Raw genomic sequence first — 14,893 nt, 5'->3', positions numbered from 1 at the left:
CTGAATCCCGGTCGACCTGTCCTGGGTGGATTGCGGGCGGTACGCGCTCTCAAACTGTTTGAGCTGCCGAAGTATTCGAGGAAATTTACGCGACATTTACCAACTTGGTAGCAGGTGGGGGAGTGAGGCTTTACCATTCGACTGGAATGTTACCGGCTACCGATCAGAGGATTTGTATGTTTCGCACTGGGGTTTCACGCCGTGGAAAGGTCGCGGCGACCGTCGCACTGGCTGCTGTGCTGGCGGTGAGTGCTGGCTGTAGCTCGGACGGAGAAGCCGAGGAATCGGCCGCGCCATCCGTCGACGTTCAGGTGGACGAGAGCGTTCAAGCGCTCGTGCCGACTGCGGTGCGCGACCGTGGATCGCTGCGGGTGGCGACGATGAACAACTACAAGCCGTACTCCTACACCGACGGTAGTGAACTCGTCGGAATGATCCCCGAGATGGCGACCGCCGTGGCAGGGGTCATGGGTTTGACCGCGGACATCACCGCGATCGAATTCCCTTCCATCCTCACCGGGCTGCAGGCGCAACGGTACGACATCGGAATGGGCGAGTACTTCGTGCGCGAGGACCGTTTGGAAGTCGCCGACTTCGTCACCGAATGGAGCAATTACAACGCCTTCGTCATCAGACAGGGGAGTGAGTACAAGCCGGAGTCGATCGACGACGTCTGTGGACGTGCGGTTGCGATCCTCGCCGGCTCGTCGGGCGTCCCGGCGATGGACGCGGGAGTCGCGAAATGTGCCGAGGCTGGTGAACCGGCGCCGATCGTCAGCACCTTCCCGGTCATGAGCGAAGCTGTTCTGGCACTCACCAGCCAGCGTGTCGACGCGGTGCTGACCGGCCGCGAGGTGGGTATCGCTCTCGTCGACGACGGGGTTCCCGTCGAGGCGTCGGGTCGCGTGGGTGGGGGGCCGACGGCCACGGCTGTCGCCCGGTCTACGGAGACGGAAGGGCTGCCGGAGGCGATCGCCGCTGCATACGCGAAGCTGATCGAGGACGGAACCTATGCATCCATCCACGAGAAGTGGAAGACCGACTACGGCATGATCGAAGATCCGACCGTGTATCGGATGGGTGACGTACCTCCGACGTACGCAAGCTGATTCGGTCTCGTGTGGACTCGATGCCGAGGCGCCGAGTCCACACGAGTGAGAACGACGATCAGTCTGCAGCCCGGGGTGTTGCGTCCGAGGCGTATCCGACGCCGAAGCCCTCGGGGAACGGATCGTCGGGGTCGAGCACGAACGTCGACATGGCGGTGATGAGCGCGCGGCCGCGGATCGTCGGGACGACGGCTTCGCGGTCTCCGAGTTGTTCGGTGCGCACGAGGGTGCCCTCGAATTGGGATCCGATGATCGACTCCTGCACGTACTTCTCGCCCAATTTCTGCTGGCCCTTGCCGTAGCGCTGGGCCATCCGCGCCGACGTCCCTGTCCCGCCTGGCGAGCGATCGACGCCTGCTTCGCCGAAGAAGACCATGACTCGGTATGCGCCGTCGGCTTCCGGGGTCTCGTGGGTCAGCAGGACGTCGGGTATCCGTGACTTGGCGCCGGTCGCAGGGTCGAACACCTCGACGGCAGCATCGACTGCGTCGCGGACCAGGCGCCCGACCTCCGCGAGGCGAGCGCTGTGCTCGGGGACCACCGCCAGGCCGAATTCTTTCGCGGGCACGATGGCATAGAAGTTGCCGCCGTAGGCGATGTCGACCGACACCGAGCCGTATCCCGGAACCTCGACCGCGACATCGGCGGCGAACAGGAACGAAGGTACGTTCTCGATCGTCACACCCTGCACGACGCCGCCGGCGACCTCGACCTGAGCAGTGACAAGACCTGCAGGAGTGTCGAACACGACCGTCGTCACCGGCTCGACGACAGGTACCATTCCGGTCTCGACGACAACCGTTGCCGCACCGATGGTTCCAGCGCCGCACATCGTCAGCCAGCCGCCGGTCTCGATGAAGACGATCCCGATGTCGGCCGCTTCGTTGCAAGGGCGGACCAGGATGCTCCCGCTCATCTGCGCGTTGCCGCGGGGTTCGTACATCAAGAACTTGCGTATGTCGTCGCGGTGCGTCATGAGGTATTCACGTTGTTCGGCGACCGTGGCGCCCGGGGCTGGTGCAACACCTCCGGTAACAACTCGTGCTGGCGTTCCCGCACTGTGAGCGTCGACGACGGTGTAGGAGTACTGGGTTCTCACGTAGGAATCCTCGAAGAGTCGTGTGTGAAATACCGAAGGAAACCGCTCCGGCTACAGGTAGTCGGTAACACTCTACCGTCCAGCGGTGGAACGTGTCAGCCGTTTGGAGAGATAGGGCTCAGTTCGACACAATATGGTCATAAGTCCAGGCACCGGCCATGTTTCGTCTGTGTGAACCCGCTTGACAGCCGGTTGGACAGGTTGCAGGCTGTTCAACACTACCGGTAACCGATTACTGGTAGGTGATAGCGATCCGGTGTCTACTGGAGGCCGCTTCACCTCGACATGGCGAACTTCTCCGAACTCGTCACCCGAACTGAGAGTCAGAAGAATGAACTCAATTACTCGTCTCGGATCCGTCGTTGCCGCTTCTGTCGTCGTCGCAGCCACCGTTGCAGGCTGTAGCAGCGACGCGGCCTCGGAAGCGGACACGACCGCAGACATCGCCACTCCGGCTGCCTCGGATGCCGTCGTCGCGCTGGTACCGGAAGAGATCAAGGCTCGCGGGACTCTTCGCGTCGCGGTGCCCGACATCGGTGCGCCCCTGGGATACCAGGAGAACGGCGAGATGAAGGGCATGGACCCGGCGTTGGGCGAAGCCGTCGCTGCGGTGATGGGCTTGACCTACGAGCCCGAGATGGTTCCGTTCGCGTCGACGCTTCCCGGCCTGCAAGCCGACCGGTACGACATCTCGTACGGCGAGTACTACGTGACGGCCGAACGGCTTCAGGTGGTGGATTTCGTCAGCAACTGGCAGGACTTCAGCAGCTTCATCGTCCCGTCCGACGGCGACCTGAAGCCCGAGTCCCTGACCGACGTGTGCGGCAAGCCGATCGGCGCCATGGACGGTTCGGTGGAACTGCAGATGCTGCAGGACACGCAGGCGAGTTGCACGGCCGCGGGCGAAGCCGAGATCGACATCAGCGCATTCAACAGCATCTCCACAGGTGTGCTCGCGATGTCCAGCGGACGAGTCGACGGTGTGCTCGTCGGCCGTGGTGCGGGAGAGAACGCGATCGACAAGGGGCAGCCGGTGGAACTGGTCGGCCAGATCGGTGGCGGTATCACGGCGACCGCAGTCGCCAGGACTGCGTACTCGGACCAGATGCTCGAGGCATTGCAGAAGGCATACGAATCGATCATCGAATCCGGTGTCTACGAGAGCATTCTCGAAGCGAACAACACCGCGTACGGGGCGATCGACGACCCGACGATCTTCACCGCGGATTCCACTCCGCCGATCTATCAATAATCCGAGCGAGCGAAAAGATGACACTCATGATGCACATCTGGACACCCAGCGAGGCGCGACAATGACAACACAAATCCCCACGGCCACACCGCAGCAATCAGTCGATCTACCGGTCGTTCCCACCCGCCACTACGGGAGGTGGGCAGGTGGTGCCGTGCTGCTCGTTCTCCTCGCCATGCTCGTCAACACGTTGTTCACGAACCCGCGGTTCCAATGGGACGTTGTCGGCGAATATCTGACGTCGACCCAGATTCTCGACGGTCTGATCACCACCCTGTGGTTGACGTTGGTCGCGATGGGGATCGGAATCGTGCTCGGGACCGTCCTGGCAGTGATGCGCATGTCGCCCAACCGATTGGTGTCGGGATCCGCGTCCGCCTACATCTGGTTCTTCCGCGGCACACCGCTTCTCGTCCAACTGATCTTCTGGTTCAACCTGTCCGCACTGTATCCGCGTTTGTCTCTTGGCATTCCGTTCGGGCCGGAGTTCGTGTCCGGAAGTGCGAACGCCTTCATCACGGTCTATGTTGCGGCCTGCCTCGGTCTCGGCCTCAACGAGGGCGCCTACATGTCAGAGATCGTGCGGGCCGGCATCAACTCCGTCGACCCGGGCCAGCGGCAAGCTGCCGAAGCGCTCGGCATGAGCCAGCGGCGAATCTTGACCAAGATCATTCTGCCGCAAGCGATGCGGGTCATCATTCCGCCGACGGGCAACCAGCTGATCGGCATGCTCAAGACGACGTCGTTGGTCAGCGTCATCGCATTGCCGGATCTGCTCTACTCGGCGCAGCTCATCTACTCGTCGAACTTCCAGACCATTCCGCTGCTGATCGTCGCCAGTATCTGGTACTTGATCGTCACCACGGTGTTGTCGATCGGACAGTTCTTCGTCGAGCGACACTTCAGCAAGAGCGACAACAAGCCGACGTTGACGTTCAAGGACATCAAACGCATCGTCACCAACTCTCGTCGAGAGGTAAGCGCATGAGCACCCAGACCGAGCCCGCCGCACCGATCCACTCCGACGAATGCGCTGTCGAGGCGCGCGCGGTGCACAAGTCGTTCGGCACCATCAAGGTTCTGCAGGGAATCGATCTGCAGGTCAGGCATGGTGAGGTCATGTGCATCATCGGGCCGTCCGGTTCCGGGAAGAGCACGTTCCTCCGCTGTATGAACCACCTCGAACGGATCGACGGCGGGAAACTGTCGGTAGACGGTCAGTTGGTCGGCTATCGCGAACATGCCAGCAAGCTGTACGAATTACGCCACCACGAGGTGGCCAAGCGGCGTGCGGACATCGGCATGGTGTTCCAGAGCTTCAACCTGTTCCCGCACATGACGGTGCTCGAGAACATCATCGAAGCGCCGATGAGCGTTCGCAAGATCAGCAAGAAGGACGCGACCAAGGACGCCATGCGGCTGCTGGAGAAGGTGGGCCTGGCGATCAAGGCCGACGCATACCCGCGGATGCTCTCCGGCGGCCAGCAGCAGCGTGTCGCCATTGCTCGGGCGCTCGCCATGCACCCCAAGATCATGCTGTTCGACGAGCCCACGAGCGCGCTGGACCCGGAACTCGTCGGCGAAGTCCTCGGAGTCATGAAAGAGCTTGCAGCAGAGGGAATGACGATGATCGTCGTCACGCACGAACTGGGATTCGCTCGGGAGGTCGCCGATACCGTCGTCTTCATGGACGGTGGCGTGATCGTCGAGAAGGGCTCGCCCGAAGCCTTGTTCGGCAACCCGCAGACCGAGCGCGCACGTGAGTTTCTCGGAAAAGTGCTGTGAGCGTCTCGATTCCACTCGCATCGACCCACTCGTGGCCCGCGGAAGTCGAGAGTTGGATCCGCCGGGAACCACGTGAAACCGTCCTGGTCGTCGACTCGCACACCGCGGGCAATCCGACGCGCATCGTCGTCGGCGGCGACGCGATTGCCGATCTCGTCGTCGGCGACGTGCCTGCAGTGAGACAACATCTGCGAGACGATGCGGATTGGCTACGGACCAGGCTCGTCCACGAACCTCGCGGTGGTGCGCTGACGTGCGCCGTCCTTCCCGTGTACGAGACGGGGGAGGACTGGGACATCGGGGCGGTGATTCTCGAACCCGGCTCGTATCCACCGATGTGTGGCCACTGCATGCTCGGATTCACGGTCGTCGCAGCCGAAATGAATCTTGTGCCTGCGGTTCGGTGGGTGGAGGACACGCTGTCCTTCGGGATCCGTACGCCTGCGGGCGTCATCGGCGCGACCGCGCGTCGTGAGGCAGGCGCGGTCGTGTCCGCGACGATCGTCAACGTCGAGAGTCGGGTGGTGACGTCGTGGCCGATCCGAATCGGCGACGCGGATGTCGTCGTCGACTTGGTCTACGGCGGGGACTACTACCTCTGCGTCGATGCTGTCGAACTCGGTCTCGATCTCGTTCGCTCCGAAGCCGACACCATCGTCGGTCTGGCGCGCGAACTCGCGGAAAAAGCTACGGCGACGCCGATTCTCGATCCGCGTACGGGTGAACCTCTCGATGTGTATCAGGTTCTGTTCCACAGAAGGTCGAAGGCTGAGGCTCTTCGGGAGCGCGTCGTCGTCGTGGCCCCGCCTGGAGTCATCGATCGGTCGCCGTGCGGTACGGGTTCCAGCGCGCTGTTGGCGCTTCTGGCCGACCGCGGAGAGATCAGAACGGGCGAGGTACTGGAGACGGAAAGCATCATCGGCTCGGAGTTCCTGCTGCGCGCGGAGTCGGTTCGGATGGAGGGCGGCATCGTCGTCACGGTGCCGTCCATCACGAGTTCCGCGCACATCAACGGGTTCTCGGCCGTAGTCGTCGATTCACGCGATGCGTTGCGGGACGGATTCGCCCCGCTGTGACCGACGCGTCACTCCCCGGCGGCGTTCCAGTCGCCGGGGATGTGATGCAGGTGCTTTCGCATGACCTCTTCGGCGCGGGCGCCGTCTCCGGCGATCAGGGCGTCGAGCAAGGTGTGGTGTTCGCGTGCGGACTTCTCGAGAGAACCTTCCTTCGACAGCGCCTGCACGTTGACCAGGCGTGTCCGGTCGCGAAGGTCGCCGACGATCTCGACCAACCTCGAATTTCCCAGCAGTGCAAGCAGTCCGAGATGAAACTGTCGATCCGAGTCGAGATACTGGACCATGTCGCCGTTCACGGCACACACCACCGTGTCGGTGGCCAACTCGCTGAACTTGGGGTCGATCTTCGTCCTGTTCGCAGCGAGGCGTCCCATTGCGGGTACCTCGAGCATGATCCGCAGATCGTAGATGTCCGAGCGATCCTTCTCGGACAGCGGAATGAGACGAAAACCTCTGTTGCGCACTGCTTCCATGACGCCCTGGTTGACGAGCGTCAGCATCGCCTCGCGAACGGGGCTGTTGGACACTCCGAGAGACGATGCGATGGCTGCAGCCGAATAGATTTCGCCCGGCACGATGTCACCGGTGACCACTTGCTTGCGAATGACGCTCAGTGCCTGGTCGCGCAGGCTGAATCGCCGAAGCGACGTGTCGTCCGTCAGATCCGTCATGTGCGTTCCTCCCGCGGTGTGACCCGGCTCTTCCGATCCGGGCAAGTACATACTGCACAGTTTGACACCGCAAACCATGCTGCGGCAACCGGTGACATGTAGTACGTTACCCATTACCGGCAACGCAGCCGATTCTCTTATCACTCGGTCATCCCTCTACTTCGAAGGAAATCCCATGAAGCCTTGGCACGGAATCGTCGTCGCGAGCGCAATCCCGATGCGTACCGACCTGTCGATCGATTACGACAAGTTCCAGGAGCACGTCGCGTTTCTGGCGGCGAACGGCTGCCACGGAATCACGCCCAACGGATCACTCGGTGAGTACCAGGTGCTCACCGACGAGGAGCGCGCGAAGCTCGTCGAACTTGCCGTCGAGGCTGCTCCGGACGGCTTTTCCGTCGTACCGGGTGTGTCGGCCTACGGTTCTGCCGAAGCGACGCGCTGGGCCCAGCAGGCCGCCGATGCAGGGGCTCACGCTGTGCTGTGCCTGCCCCCGAACTCGTACAAGGCGAACGCGGACGAGATATTCGACCACTACAAGGCGGTCGGTGAGGTCGGAATCCCGATCGTCGCGTACAACAACCCGTTCGACACGAATGTCGATCTGAGCCCGGACCTCGTGGCTCGCCTCGCGGAGATCGAGCAGGTCGTCGCGATCAAGGAATTCTCCGGAGACGTCCGTCGCGTGCACGAGATCGCCAACCTGGCTCCGTCCATCGATATCATCGCCGGCGCCGACGACGTGGTCGTGGAGTGCTTGTTGATGGGCGCGGTGGGCTGGATCGGCGGTTTCTCCAACTCGATGCCCCTCGTATGCGCCAAGCTGTACGAGTACGCGACGACCGGCGAGGTGGACAAGGCAGTGGAGCTGTACCGCACGGTCCACGCCGCCTTCCAGTGGGATTCGCGGCACACGTTCATCCAGGCGATCAAGCTGTCGATGGACATGGGCGGCCGCTACGGTGGACCGTGCCGTCCGCCGCGCCACCCGCTGTCGTCCGAGGACGAGGCGCAGGCGCGCAAGGACTTCGAGCGCGCGTTCGCCGTGAACGTCTGATTCTCTGTAAGCACGATCTTCTACGAAGGAGTCCACCGTGAGCGCGATCACCACGATCGATGTGTTCGGCTACCAGTTGACGTACGCGCACGGCGAATACGTCATGTCGAGTGGTCGCGCCGCAACGGCGCAGGATTCGACGATGATTCGCATCTCGTGCGCCGACGGCTCGTACGGGTGGGGAGAAGTGTGCACGTTGGCCGGCACCTACTGGCCCGCGTTCGCAGGAGGCGCTCGGGCCGCCCTACAGGAGTTCGGCCCAGCCCTACTGGGAGTGGACGGCACCAATCTCGGTGCCGTCCACGCAGCAATGGAATCCGTACTGATGGGCCATGCTTACGCGAAGAGCGCCGTCGACATCGCGTGCTGGGATCTGCTGGGCAAGAAAGCGGGGCTTCCACTCCACGAATTGCTCGGCGGCCGAATGCAATCGGACTTTCCGTTGTACGAGGCTGTTCCACTCGCCTCGCCCGACGCGATGGCATCGTTCGTGAAGGAACGATCCGCAGCCGGAATCACCGCATTTCAGGTCAAGGTCGGTAACGACCCGGCCGAGGACGCGCAACGGCTGCACGCCGTCGCAGAGGTCGCGCCCGACGGCACCACGTTGATCGCCGACGCTAACGGCGGCTGGACACTGCAGCAAGCGGTCCAAGCTGTTCGCCTCATCGACGGCCTGCCGATCTACCTCGAGCAGCCATGCGCTCGCGTCGAGGATTGCGCGCACGTTCGCCGATTGACGACGTTGCCGATGGTGATGGACGAATCGGTGATCACCGCGACCGATCTGGTCTCGGTGAAGAACGATCTCGGCGCCGGTTCGGTCAACCTGAAACTCGGACGGCTCGGTGGCATCACCGGAATGCGCACCATGCGCGACCTCGCGGTGTCGATGGGAATGAGTGTCTCCCTCGAAGATGCTTGGGGCGGCGACGTCACCACCGCTGCGGTATCTCACCTCGCGGCGACCACGCCGGCCGAGTCGCTGCTGTCGGTGTCGTTCTTCAACGACTGGACCAACGAACACGTCGCAGGTTACCTGCCTCGGTCAGCATTCGGGCGTGGAAGTGCTCCTACCGCACCGGGTCTCGGCATCGAGGTCGACGCCGATCTGCTGGGGCAACCGCTGTTCACGATTGCCTGACCGAATCCTTTCGACACAACCAGATTTCACAGGAGAAAACGAAATGACTATCAAGCCGATCCTCGGTTCCATCACAGCCATGGTCACGCCGTTCACTGCAGGCGGTTCCGACATCGACGAACCTGCGCTGCGCGCGTTGGTCGACCGCCTCGTCGACGACGGCAACCACGGCTTGCTTCCCTGCGGTGGCACAGGCGAATTCGCGTCGATGACCATCGAAGAACGCCGTCGCGTCCTCGAGATCGTCACGGACCAGAACGCCGGACGTGCCGCTGTCCTGGCTCACACCGGTGCGCTGTTCACCGACGAAGCCATTCGCCTGTCGGTGCACGCTCAGGAACACGGTGCGGACGCGCTGATGGTGTCCACACCGTTCTACGAGGCTCTCGGACTGGATGAAGCGGCCGCATATTACGCAGCAGTGGCTGCAGCGGTCGACGTCCCGGTATGCCTCTACAACTACCCGAACGCCACCGGCATCAACCTCGATCCGGAATTCGTCACGACCCTGGCAACCGAGATCGAAGGCGTGAAGTACGTCAAGGACTCCGCCGCCGACCTCGGCCAGTACATCACCCTCATCACCGACTGTGCGGACAAGGTCACCGCACTCAACGGTGAGGACGTCCTCCTCGGTCCGGCTTTGACTCTCGGCGCACCCGGATTCGTCGTCGGGACAAGCAATTTCATCGGACCAGGCCTGTCCAAGATGTTCGCCGCCAGTACCGCGGGCGACGACGCCACCCTGTTGTCGATCTGGCGCGCCGTCACACCGGTGCTGCAGGTTGCTGCATCCATGCCCTACGCTGCCGCAGTCAAGGCAGCGTGCAACTACCTCGGACATCCCGTCGGCGATGTTCGTTCGCCTGGTCGCGCACTGACCACCGACGAGCATGCACGCCTGGTCAAGGCAATCGACGCGCTCGACTCGTCGTTGCTCACGACGCCCGCGCGCTGACCGACTCCGCGAGAACAGGACGACTGATGCACACCGACCACGACACGACATGGACCAACTGGGGTGGCAACCACACCAGTGCCGTTCGCTCCTTGGAAATCCCGGCCGACGAACAGGAGGCCATCACGGCGATCCGTTCGGCCGTCGGCTCCGGGAGGCACGTGTCCGTCGCGGGAGGTGGGCATTCGTTCACGCCGATCGTCGACACGTCGGACACCTTGTTCGACCTTTCTCGGGTGAGCGGCATCATCGACGCCGATCCCGTCGCATCCACCGTGGAGGTGTATGCGGGCAGCAAGATCGCCGATCTCGGTCTTCCTCTGTGGGAGCGTGGATTGGCCATCGCCAATCAGGGCGACATCGATGCCCAGTCGATCGCGGGCGCGGTCGCGACCGGAACGAAGGGATCGGGAACGACGTTCGGTTCGATGTCGTCGACAGTGCGGTCGGTTCGACTCGTCGACGCGCACGGTGATGTCGTCGACATCGGTCCGGACGACACCGATCTGTTGCATGCGGCCCAGGTGTCGGTGGGCATGCTCGGTCCGGTTCTACGGCTCGGTCTCGATGTGGTGCCCGCGTATCGGCTACGCGAGGAGAACGTCGTCATGCATATCGACGAGATGTTCGACCGATTCGACGATTTGCATGCCGAATACCGTCATTTCTCGTTCTGGTGGATGCCGACCGACGCCTCGTCCGCACTCTACGAACTCGGCGACGTCCCCGCGAACCACTGCTTCGTCAAGCTGCTTCGTGAGATCCCCGAATCGGATCCGGAAGTACCTGTCGGAGAACTGAACAAGCGCACCGACCGGGCGTACCGGATCTATCCGGACGGGACGACCGAAGCGCAGTTCCACGAGCTCGAATACATGGTCGACGCGGCCGATACACGTGAAGTCGTCGACATGATGCGCGACTTGATGACCCGCCGCTTCCCCGAAGAGATCTCACCGCTGCAAGTACGGTGGCAGAAGGGTGATCAAGGTTTCCTGTCGCCGCAGTACGGACGCGACAGTGCGTCGATCTCGGTGTCGGGAGAGCGATACAAGAACTACGGGCCGTTTCTCGAGGCCGTCGACAAGGCTCTCCTTCCCTTCGGCGCGAGGCCGCACTGGGGCAAGCTTCATTTCCTCACCCCCGATCGGGTGCGTGAAATCTACCCCCGCTTCGACGATTTCCAACAAGTACGACGACACATCGACCCACAGGGCTTGTACTTGAACGACCATCTTCGCCCGCTGTTCGGCTGACCCGTCATCAACCAGGAGTATTGAAGTGCGATCTCGAATTCAGTTCTCGGTCATCGATTCTCACAGTGCAGGCGCTCCTGCACGCGTCGTCGTCGGCGGTATGCCACCGGTGAAAGGCGAGTCCATCGCCGAGATCCGCACCTATCTCGAACGTGAACGCGACGACATCCGCAAGCTGCTGATGTACGAACCCCGCGGGCATTCCGAGATGTGCGGAAGCATCCTGTTGCCGCCGTGCAACCCCGAAGCAGATCTGGGCATCGTCTTCATCGAGACCGGTGGATGGATGACGATGTGCGGCGCTGGAACCATCGGTGCGGCAACGGTTGTCGTGGAGACCGGAATGGTTCCTGTCGTCGAGCCGGTGACGACGGTCGTGTTCGACACTCCCGCCGGGTTGGTGACGGCTCAGGTGGAGGTCGCCGGCGGCGTCGTGCAGGGTGTGACGATCGAGAACGTGCCCTCGTTCCTGTTCGCCGCCGATGTCGCGGTCGAGGTTCCCGGGTACGGCTCGGTGTCGGTCGACATCGCCTACGGCGGCAATTTCTATGCGATCGTGCCCGCGAAGGAATTCGGCCTGGCGGTGGTTCCCGAGCACAGTGCTCGCCTCGCGGAGGTCGGGCGCCTGGTCCGCGACGCCGTGAACAAGACCGTGACCGCGGTCCACCCCATCGACGGTCCGGCAGACCACATCCCACTCATCATCCTGTCCGAGGAAACACCTCAGGCGGACGGCGCTTTTCGTAACCTCGTCTTCTTCGGTGAATCGGGTGTCGATCGCTCGCCCGGTGGGACAGGCACGTCGGCGCGGATGGCCCAGCGCTACGGCAAGGGGCAGCAGAAACTGGGTGAGAAGTACGTGCAGGAGTCGATCATCGGATCCCAGTTCGAGGGCACCCTCGTGCGCACCGAACAACTCGGAGACCGCGAGGCCGTCGTCCCGACGATCCGGGGACGCGCGTTCATCACCGCCATGTCGACGTTCGTGCTCGATCCGGACGATCCGTTCCCCGAGGGTTTCGGCGTCGGATACGCGTCCGACGCCAAAGGTGCACGTTGACGGTCGGTGTCGCACCGCTCGACGGCTGCACCGCGCTCGTGACAGGCGCTACCAGCGGAATCGGACGGGCCACAGCACTCCGGTTGGCCGCATCGGGTGCGCACGTCGGAGTGCTGGGCCGGCGCACCGACCGCCTGGACACCTTGGTGTCGGAGGTGCAGGGAAGGGGCGGCAAAGCAACAGCTTTCACGATCGACGTCGCCCAACCTGGCATCGGCGCCGAGATCGCCGGTGCGATAGCGACATTGGGTTCACTGGACATCGTGGTGAACAACGCAGGTGTCATGATCCTCGATCTGGTGCACGACGCCGACGAGGACGACTGGCAAGCCATGGGCGAGACCAATGTTCGAGGCCTCATGGCTGTCACGAAAGCATCGATTTCCGCCTTGAAGGCGGCAGCCGCAGGTGCCAGGGGCGTGGCCGACATCGTCAACATTTCGTCACTGTCCGCGAGCGATCCGCTTCCAGGTCGGGCGGTGTATGCGGCAACCAAGGCGGCGGTGAACGCTTTCGGCGAATCGCTTCGGCGTGAGCTTGCACCGTCCCAGGTGCGCGTGACGACGATCGAGCCCGGACTCGTTTCCTCCGACCTACGCCGCAGTTCCGACCCAGCCGTGATCGCCGCTCTCCAGAGCGGCTACGACCCCACTGCCCCGCTCACTCCGGACAACATTGCCGACGCCGTCGCGTATGTCGTCTGCTGCCCGCACGGTATGGCAGTGAGCTCCATGACGATTCGGCCGACGTCCCAGATCGGTTGACCAGAAACAACTTTTCGCGAAGGAGCATGTTTTCGATGACGACGATTACCGCCACCGATCCACGTACCGGTCTTCCGTCCGGCGCGGCCATTCCCACCACGGACGTCGCCTCCGTGTCCGAGATCGTCCGGGCCGCAGCATCGGCGTCGCGCATTCTGTCGGGTCGGTCGCGGCACTGGCGTGCGGGCTTGCTAGACGCCATCGCTACCGGACTCGAGACACGCCGCACGGACATCGTCGTAATCGCCTCTGCCGAAACAGGATTCGCCGACGCCAAACTCGACGGTGAATTGACACGGACCGTGTTCCAGCTCCGCTTCTTCGGCGACGTCGTCCGGGAGGGGAGCTACCTCGAGGCGACGCTCGACTCGGCCGGGGACACAGCGATGGGGCCGCGTCCGGACCTGCGTCGCATGCTCGTTCCCATCGGACCTGTTGCTGTGTTCGGGGCCAGCAACTTTCCGTTGGCGTTCTCGGTTCCCGGCGGTGACACCGCGTCCGCACTCGCCGCAGGATGTGCGGTCGTCGTCAAGGCACACAGTTCGCACCCCGGTACGTCGGCGTTGTGCCACGAATTGATGCATACCGCAGCGACAGCGTACGGCGCACCCGAAGGAACAATCGGAATCGTCTTCGGGACCCAGGCGGGCGCGCATCTCGTCGCAGAACCAGCGATCAAGGCCGTCGGATTCACCGGCTCTCAGTCCGGCGGGCAAGCGTTGCTCGACATCATCTCCGAGCGTGACGAACCCATACCTTTCTACGGTGAGCTGAGCAGCATCAACCCGGTGCTGGTCACCGCCGACGCTGCATCCGAGCGAGGCGCTGATATCGGCGCGGGACTGGTCTCGTCGTTCACGATGGGCGCGGGGCAGCTGTGCACCAAGCCGGGAATCGTGTTGGTGCCCAGCGATCCCGGTGGCGATGCACTCGTCGAGTCGGCACGAAAGGCCGTCGCCGCGACGCAATCGATGGTTCTTCTCAACTCGCGAATCCACAGCAGCTACGACGAGAACACTGCCTCGCTCGCGTCGGCGACGGGGGTGCGCGTCGAGAAGTCGAACGCCGCAATCGACGATGCAGGCTTCCACGCTGCACCGACGCTGTTCGAGACCGACCTCGCGGGTTTCAGCTCCGAACTCGCCGAGGAGACGTTCGGACCGATGTCGGTAGTCGTGCGATACGACCCCGCCGACACTCTCGGGGCATTGACCACGTTGCTGGCGCAGCTGCCGTCGTCGCTGACCGCGACACTGCACACAGGTGACTCGGAGGACACCAGCGCGCTGGTCGGACCACTCGTCGAATCCGCGGGGCGCATCGTCTACAACGGCTTCCCGACCGGCGTCGCGGTGTCCTGGGCGCAGACACACGGTGGCCCATGGCCGTCGACGAACACGCTGCACACGTCGGTGGGTGCAACAGCGATTCGTCGATTCGGACGCCCGGTGACGTTCCAGAATGCGCCGCAGGCGTCGTTGCCCGAGGAACTTCGCGATGCGTACGCCGAGATTCCGCGTCGCGTCGACGGCACGTTGGTCGTGAGCGAAAATGTATAGCCCGCTATACATTTTCGCTCAGTGATACTGGAGTTGTTCGTCGATGCAGGAGTTTGACTCGTTTTCGCTCTGACGCCGATGGCTGTCTTCCTCGTGATGTGTC

14 protein-coding genes are annotated in these 14,893 nt (G+C 63.0%); 12 read left to right on the top strand and 2 right to left on the bottom strand.

What is annotated here, in order from left to right; translation table 11 throughout:
- Nucleotides 1–176: 176 nt before the first annotated feature.
- Nucleotides 177–1,109: a transporter substrate-binding domain-containing protein gene (locus tag CHB96_RS28125; protein WP_176444547.1), complete on the top strand. Its 933-nt coding sequence runs from the start codon at nucleotides 177–179 to the stop codon at nucleotides 1,107–1,109.
- Between the two features lie 58 nt (nucleotides 1,110–1,167).
- On the opposite strand, the gene CHB96_RS28120 is transcribed toward CHB96_RS28125, so the two are convergent.
- A complete protein-coding gene (locus CHB96_RS28120; RefSeq protein WP_089252584.1) occupies nucleotides 1,168–2,208 on the bottom strand; it encodes a proline racemase family protein in 1,041 nt (346 codons plus the stop codon).
- 331 nt (nucleotides 2,209–2,539) lie between these two features.
- Here CHB96_RS28120 and CHB96_RS28115 point away from each other — a divergent pair, with 331 nt between their 5' ends.
- From CHB96_RS28115 to CHB96_RS28100, 4 genes are all read left to right on the top strand, one after another.
- Entirely contained in the window at nucleotides 2,540–3,460 is a 921-nt protein-coding gene (locus CHB96_RS28115; RefSeq protein WP_089252582.1) for a transporter substrate-binding domain-containing protein, read from the top strand.
- 61 nt (nucleotides 3,461–3,521) lie between these two features.
- Nucleotides 3,522–4,448: an amino acid ABC transporter permease gene (locus tag CHB96_RS28110; RefSeq protein ID WP_089252580.1), complete on the top strand. Its 927-nt coding sequence runs from the start codon at nucleotides 3,522–3,524 to the stop codon at nucleotides 4,446–4,448.
- Complete coding sequence (locus CHB96_RS28105) at nucleotides 4,445–5,245, top strand: amino acid ABC transporter ATP-binding protein (protein WP_089252578.1); 801 nt, start codon at nucleotides 4,445–4,447, stop codon at nucleotides 5,243–5,245. Before CHB96_RS28110 ends, CHB96_RS28105 begins: the two co-directional genes overlap by 4 nt.
- Nucleotides 5,242–6,321, top strand: a complete 1,080-nt coding sequence (locus tag CHB96_RS28100) for a proline racemase family protein (RefSeq protein WP_217900002.1) — start codon at nucleotides 5,242–5,244, stop codon at nucleotides 6,319–6,321. The genes CHB96_RS28105 and CHB96_RS28100 overlap by 4 nt, the downstream gene beginning before the upstream one ends.
- 8 nt (nucleotides 6,322–6,329) lie before the next feature.
- Here CHB96_RS28100 and CHB96_RS28095 read toward each other — a convergent pair whose 3' ends face one another.
- Nucleotides 6,330–6,992 (bottom strand): GntR family transcriptional regulator, encoded by a 663-nt coding sequence (locus CHB96_RS28095; protein ID WP_089252576.1) that lies wholly within the window; start codon nucleotides 6,990–6,992, stop codon nucleotides 6,330–6,332.
- Between the two features lie 175 nt (nucleotides 6,993–7,167).
- On the opposite strand from CHB96_RS28095, the gene CHB96_RS28090 reads away from it, so the two are divergent.
- The 7 genes from CHB96_RS28090 to CHB96_RS28060 are packed head-to-tail and all read left to right on the top strand — an operon-like array spanning nucleotide 7,168 to nucleotide 14,790.
- Nucleotides 7,168–8,049, top strand: coding sequence for a dihydrodipicolinate synthase family protein (locus tag CHB96_RS28090; protein WP_089252574.1), 882 nt, complete (start codon nucleotides 7,168–7,170; stop codon nucleotides 8,047–8,049).
- A gap of 37 nt (nucleotides 8,050–8,086) precedes the next feature.
- On the top strand, nucleotides 8,087–9,193 hold the full coding sequence (locus CHB96_RS28085) for a mandelate racemase/muconate lactonizing enzyme family protein (RefSeq protein ID WP_245866277.1): 1,107 nt from the start codon (nucleotides 8,087–8,089) through the stop codon (nucleotides 9,191–9,193).
- 43 nt (nucleotides 9,194–9,236) lie between these two features.
- Complete coding sequence (locus CHB96_RS28080) at nucleotides 9,237–10,151, top strand: dihydrodipicolinate synthase family protein (RefSeq protein WP_089252572.1); 915 nt, start codon at nucleotides 9,237–9,239, stop codon at nucleotides 10,149–10,151.
- 26 nt (nucleotides 10,152–10,177) lie between these two features.
- A complete protein-coding gene (locus CHB96_RS28075) occupies nucleotides 10,178–11,407 on the top strand; it encodes a D-arabinono-1,4-lactone oxidase (RefSeq protein WP_089252570.1) in 1,230 nt (409 codons plus the stop codon).
- 25 nt (nucleotides 11,408–11,432) lie between these two features.
- A complete protein-coding gene (locus tag CHB96_RS28070; RefSeq protein WP_089252568.1) occupies nucleotides 11,433–12,467 on the top strand; it encodes a proline racemase family protein in 1,035 nt (344 codons plus the stop codon).
- Nucleotides 12,464–13,231, top strand: a complete 768-nt coding sequence (locus CHB96_RS28065; protein WP_176444546.1) for an SDR family oxidoreductase — start codon at nucleotides 12,464–12,466, stop codon at nucleotides 13,229–13,231. The genes CHB96_RS28070 and CHB96_RS28065 overlap by 4 nt, the downstream gene beginning before the upstream one ends.
- Nucleotides 13,232–13,266: 35 nt before the next feature.
- On the top strand, nucleotides 13,267–14,790 hold the full coding sequence (locus tag CHB96_RS28060) for an aldehyde dehydrogenase (NADP(+)) (RefSeq protein WP_089252640.1): 1,524 nt from the start codon (nucleotides 13,267–13,269) through the stop codon (nucleotides 14,788–14,790).
- Nucleotides 14,791–14,893 lie beyond the last annotated feature (103 nt).

Source organism: Rhodococcoides kyotonense, assembly GCF_900188125.1.
Lineage (GTDB): Bacteria > Actinomycetota > Actinomycetes > Mycobacteriales > Mycobacteriaceae > Rhodococcoides > Rhodococcoides kyotonense.
This window is presented reverse-complemented; position numbering and strand designations above follow the sequence as displayed.

Bases quoted from the DNA above. Each gene is read 5' to 3' on its own strand.
- CHB96_RS28125 (WP_176444547.1), top strand. From the start codon at position 177: ATGTTTCGCACTGGGGTTTCACGCCGTGGAAAGGTCGCGGCGACCGTC.
- CHB96_RS28115 (WP_089252582.1), top strand. From the start codon at position 2,540: ATGAACTCAATTACTCGTCTCGGATCCGTCGTTGCCGCTTCTGTCGTC.
- CHB96_RS28110 (WP_089252580.1), top strand. From the start codon at position 3,522: ATGACAACACAAATCCCCACGGCCACACCGCAGCAATCAGTCGATCTA.
- CHB96_RS28105 (WP_089252578.1), top strand. From the start codon at position 4,445: ATGAGCACCCAGACCGAGCCCGCCGCACCGATCCACTCCGACGAATGC.
- CHB96_RS28095 (WP_089252576.1), bottom strand. From the start codon at position 6,992: ATGACGGATCTGACGGACGACACGTCGCTTCGGCGATTCAGCCTGCGC.
- CHB96_RS28090 (WP_089252574.1), top strand. From the start codon at position 7,168: ATGAAGCCTTGGCACGGAATCGTCGTCGCGAGCGCAATCCCGATGCGT.
- CHB96_RS28080 (WP_089252572.1), top strand. From the start codon at position 9,237: ATGACTATCAAGCCGATCCTCGGTTCCATCACAGCCATGGTCACGCCG.
- CHB96_RS28075 (WP_089252570.1), top strand. From the start codon at position 10,178: ATGCACACCGACCACGACACGACATGGACCAACTGGGGTGGCAACCAC.
- CHB96_RS28060 (WP_089252640.1), top strand. From the start codon at position 13,267: ATGACGACGATTACCGCCACCGATCCACGTACCGGTCTTCCGTCCGGC.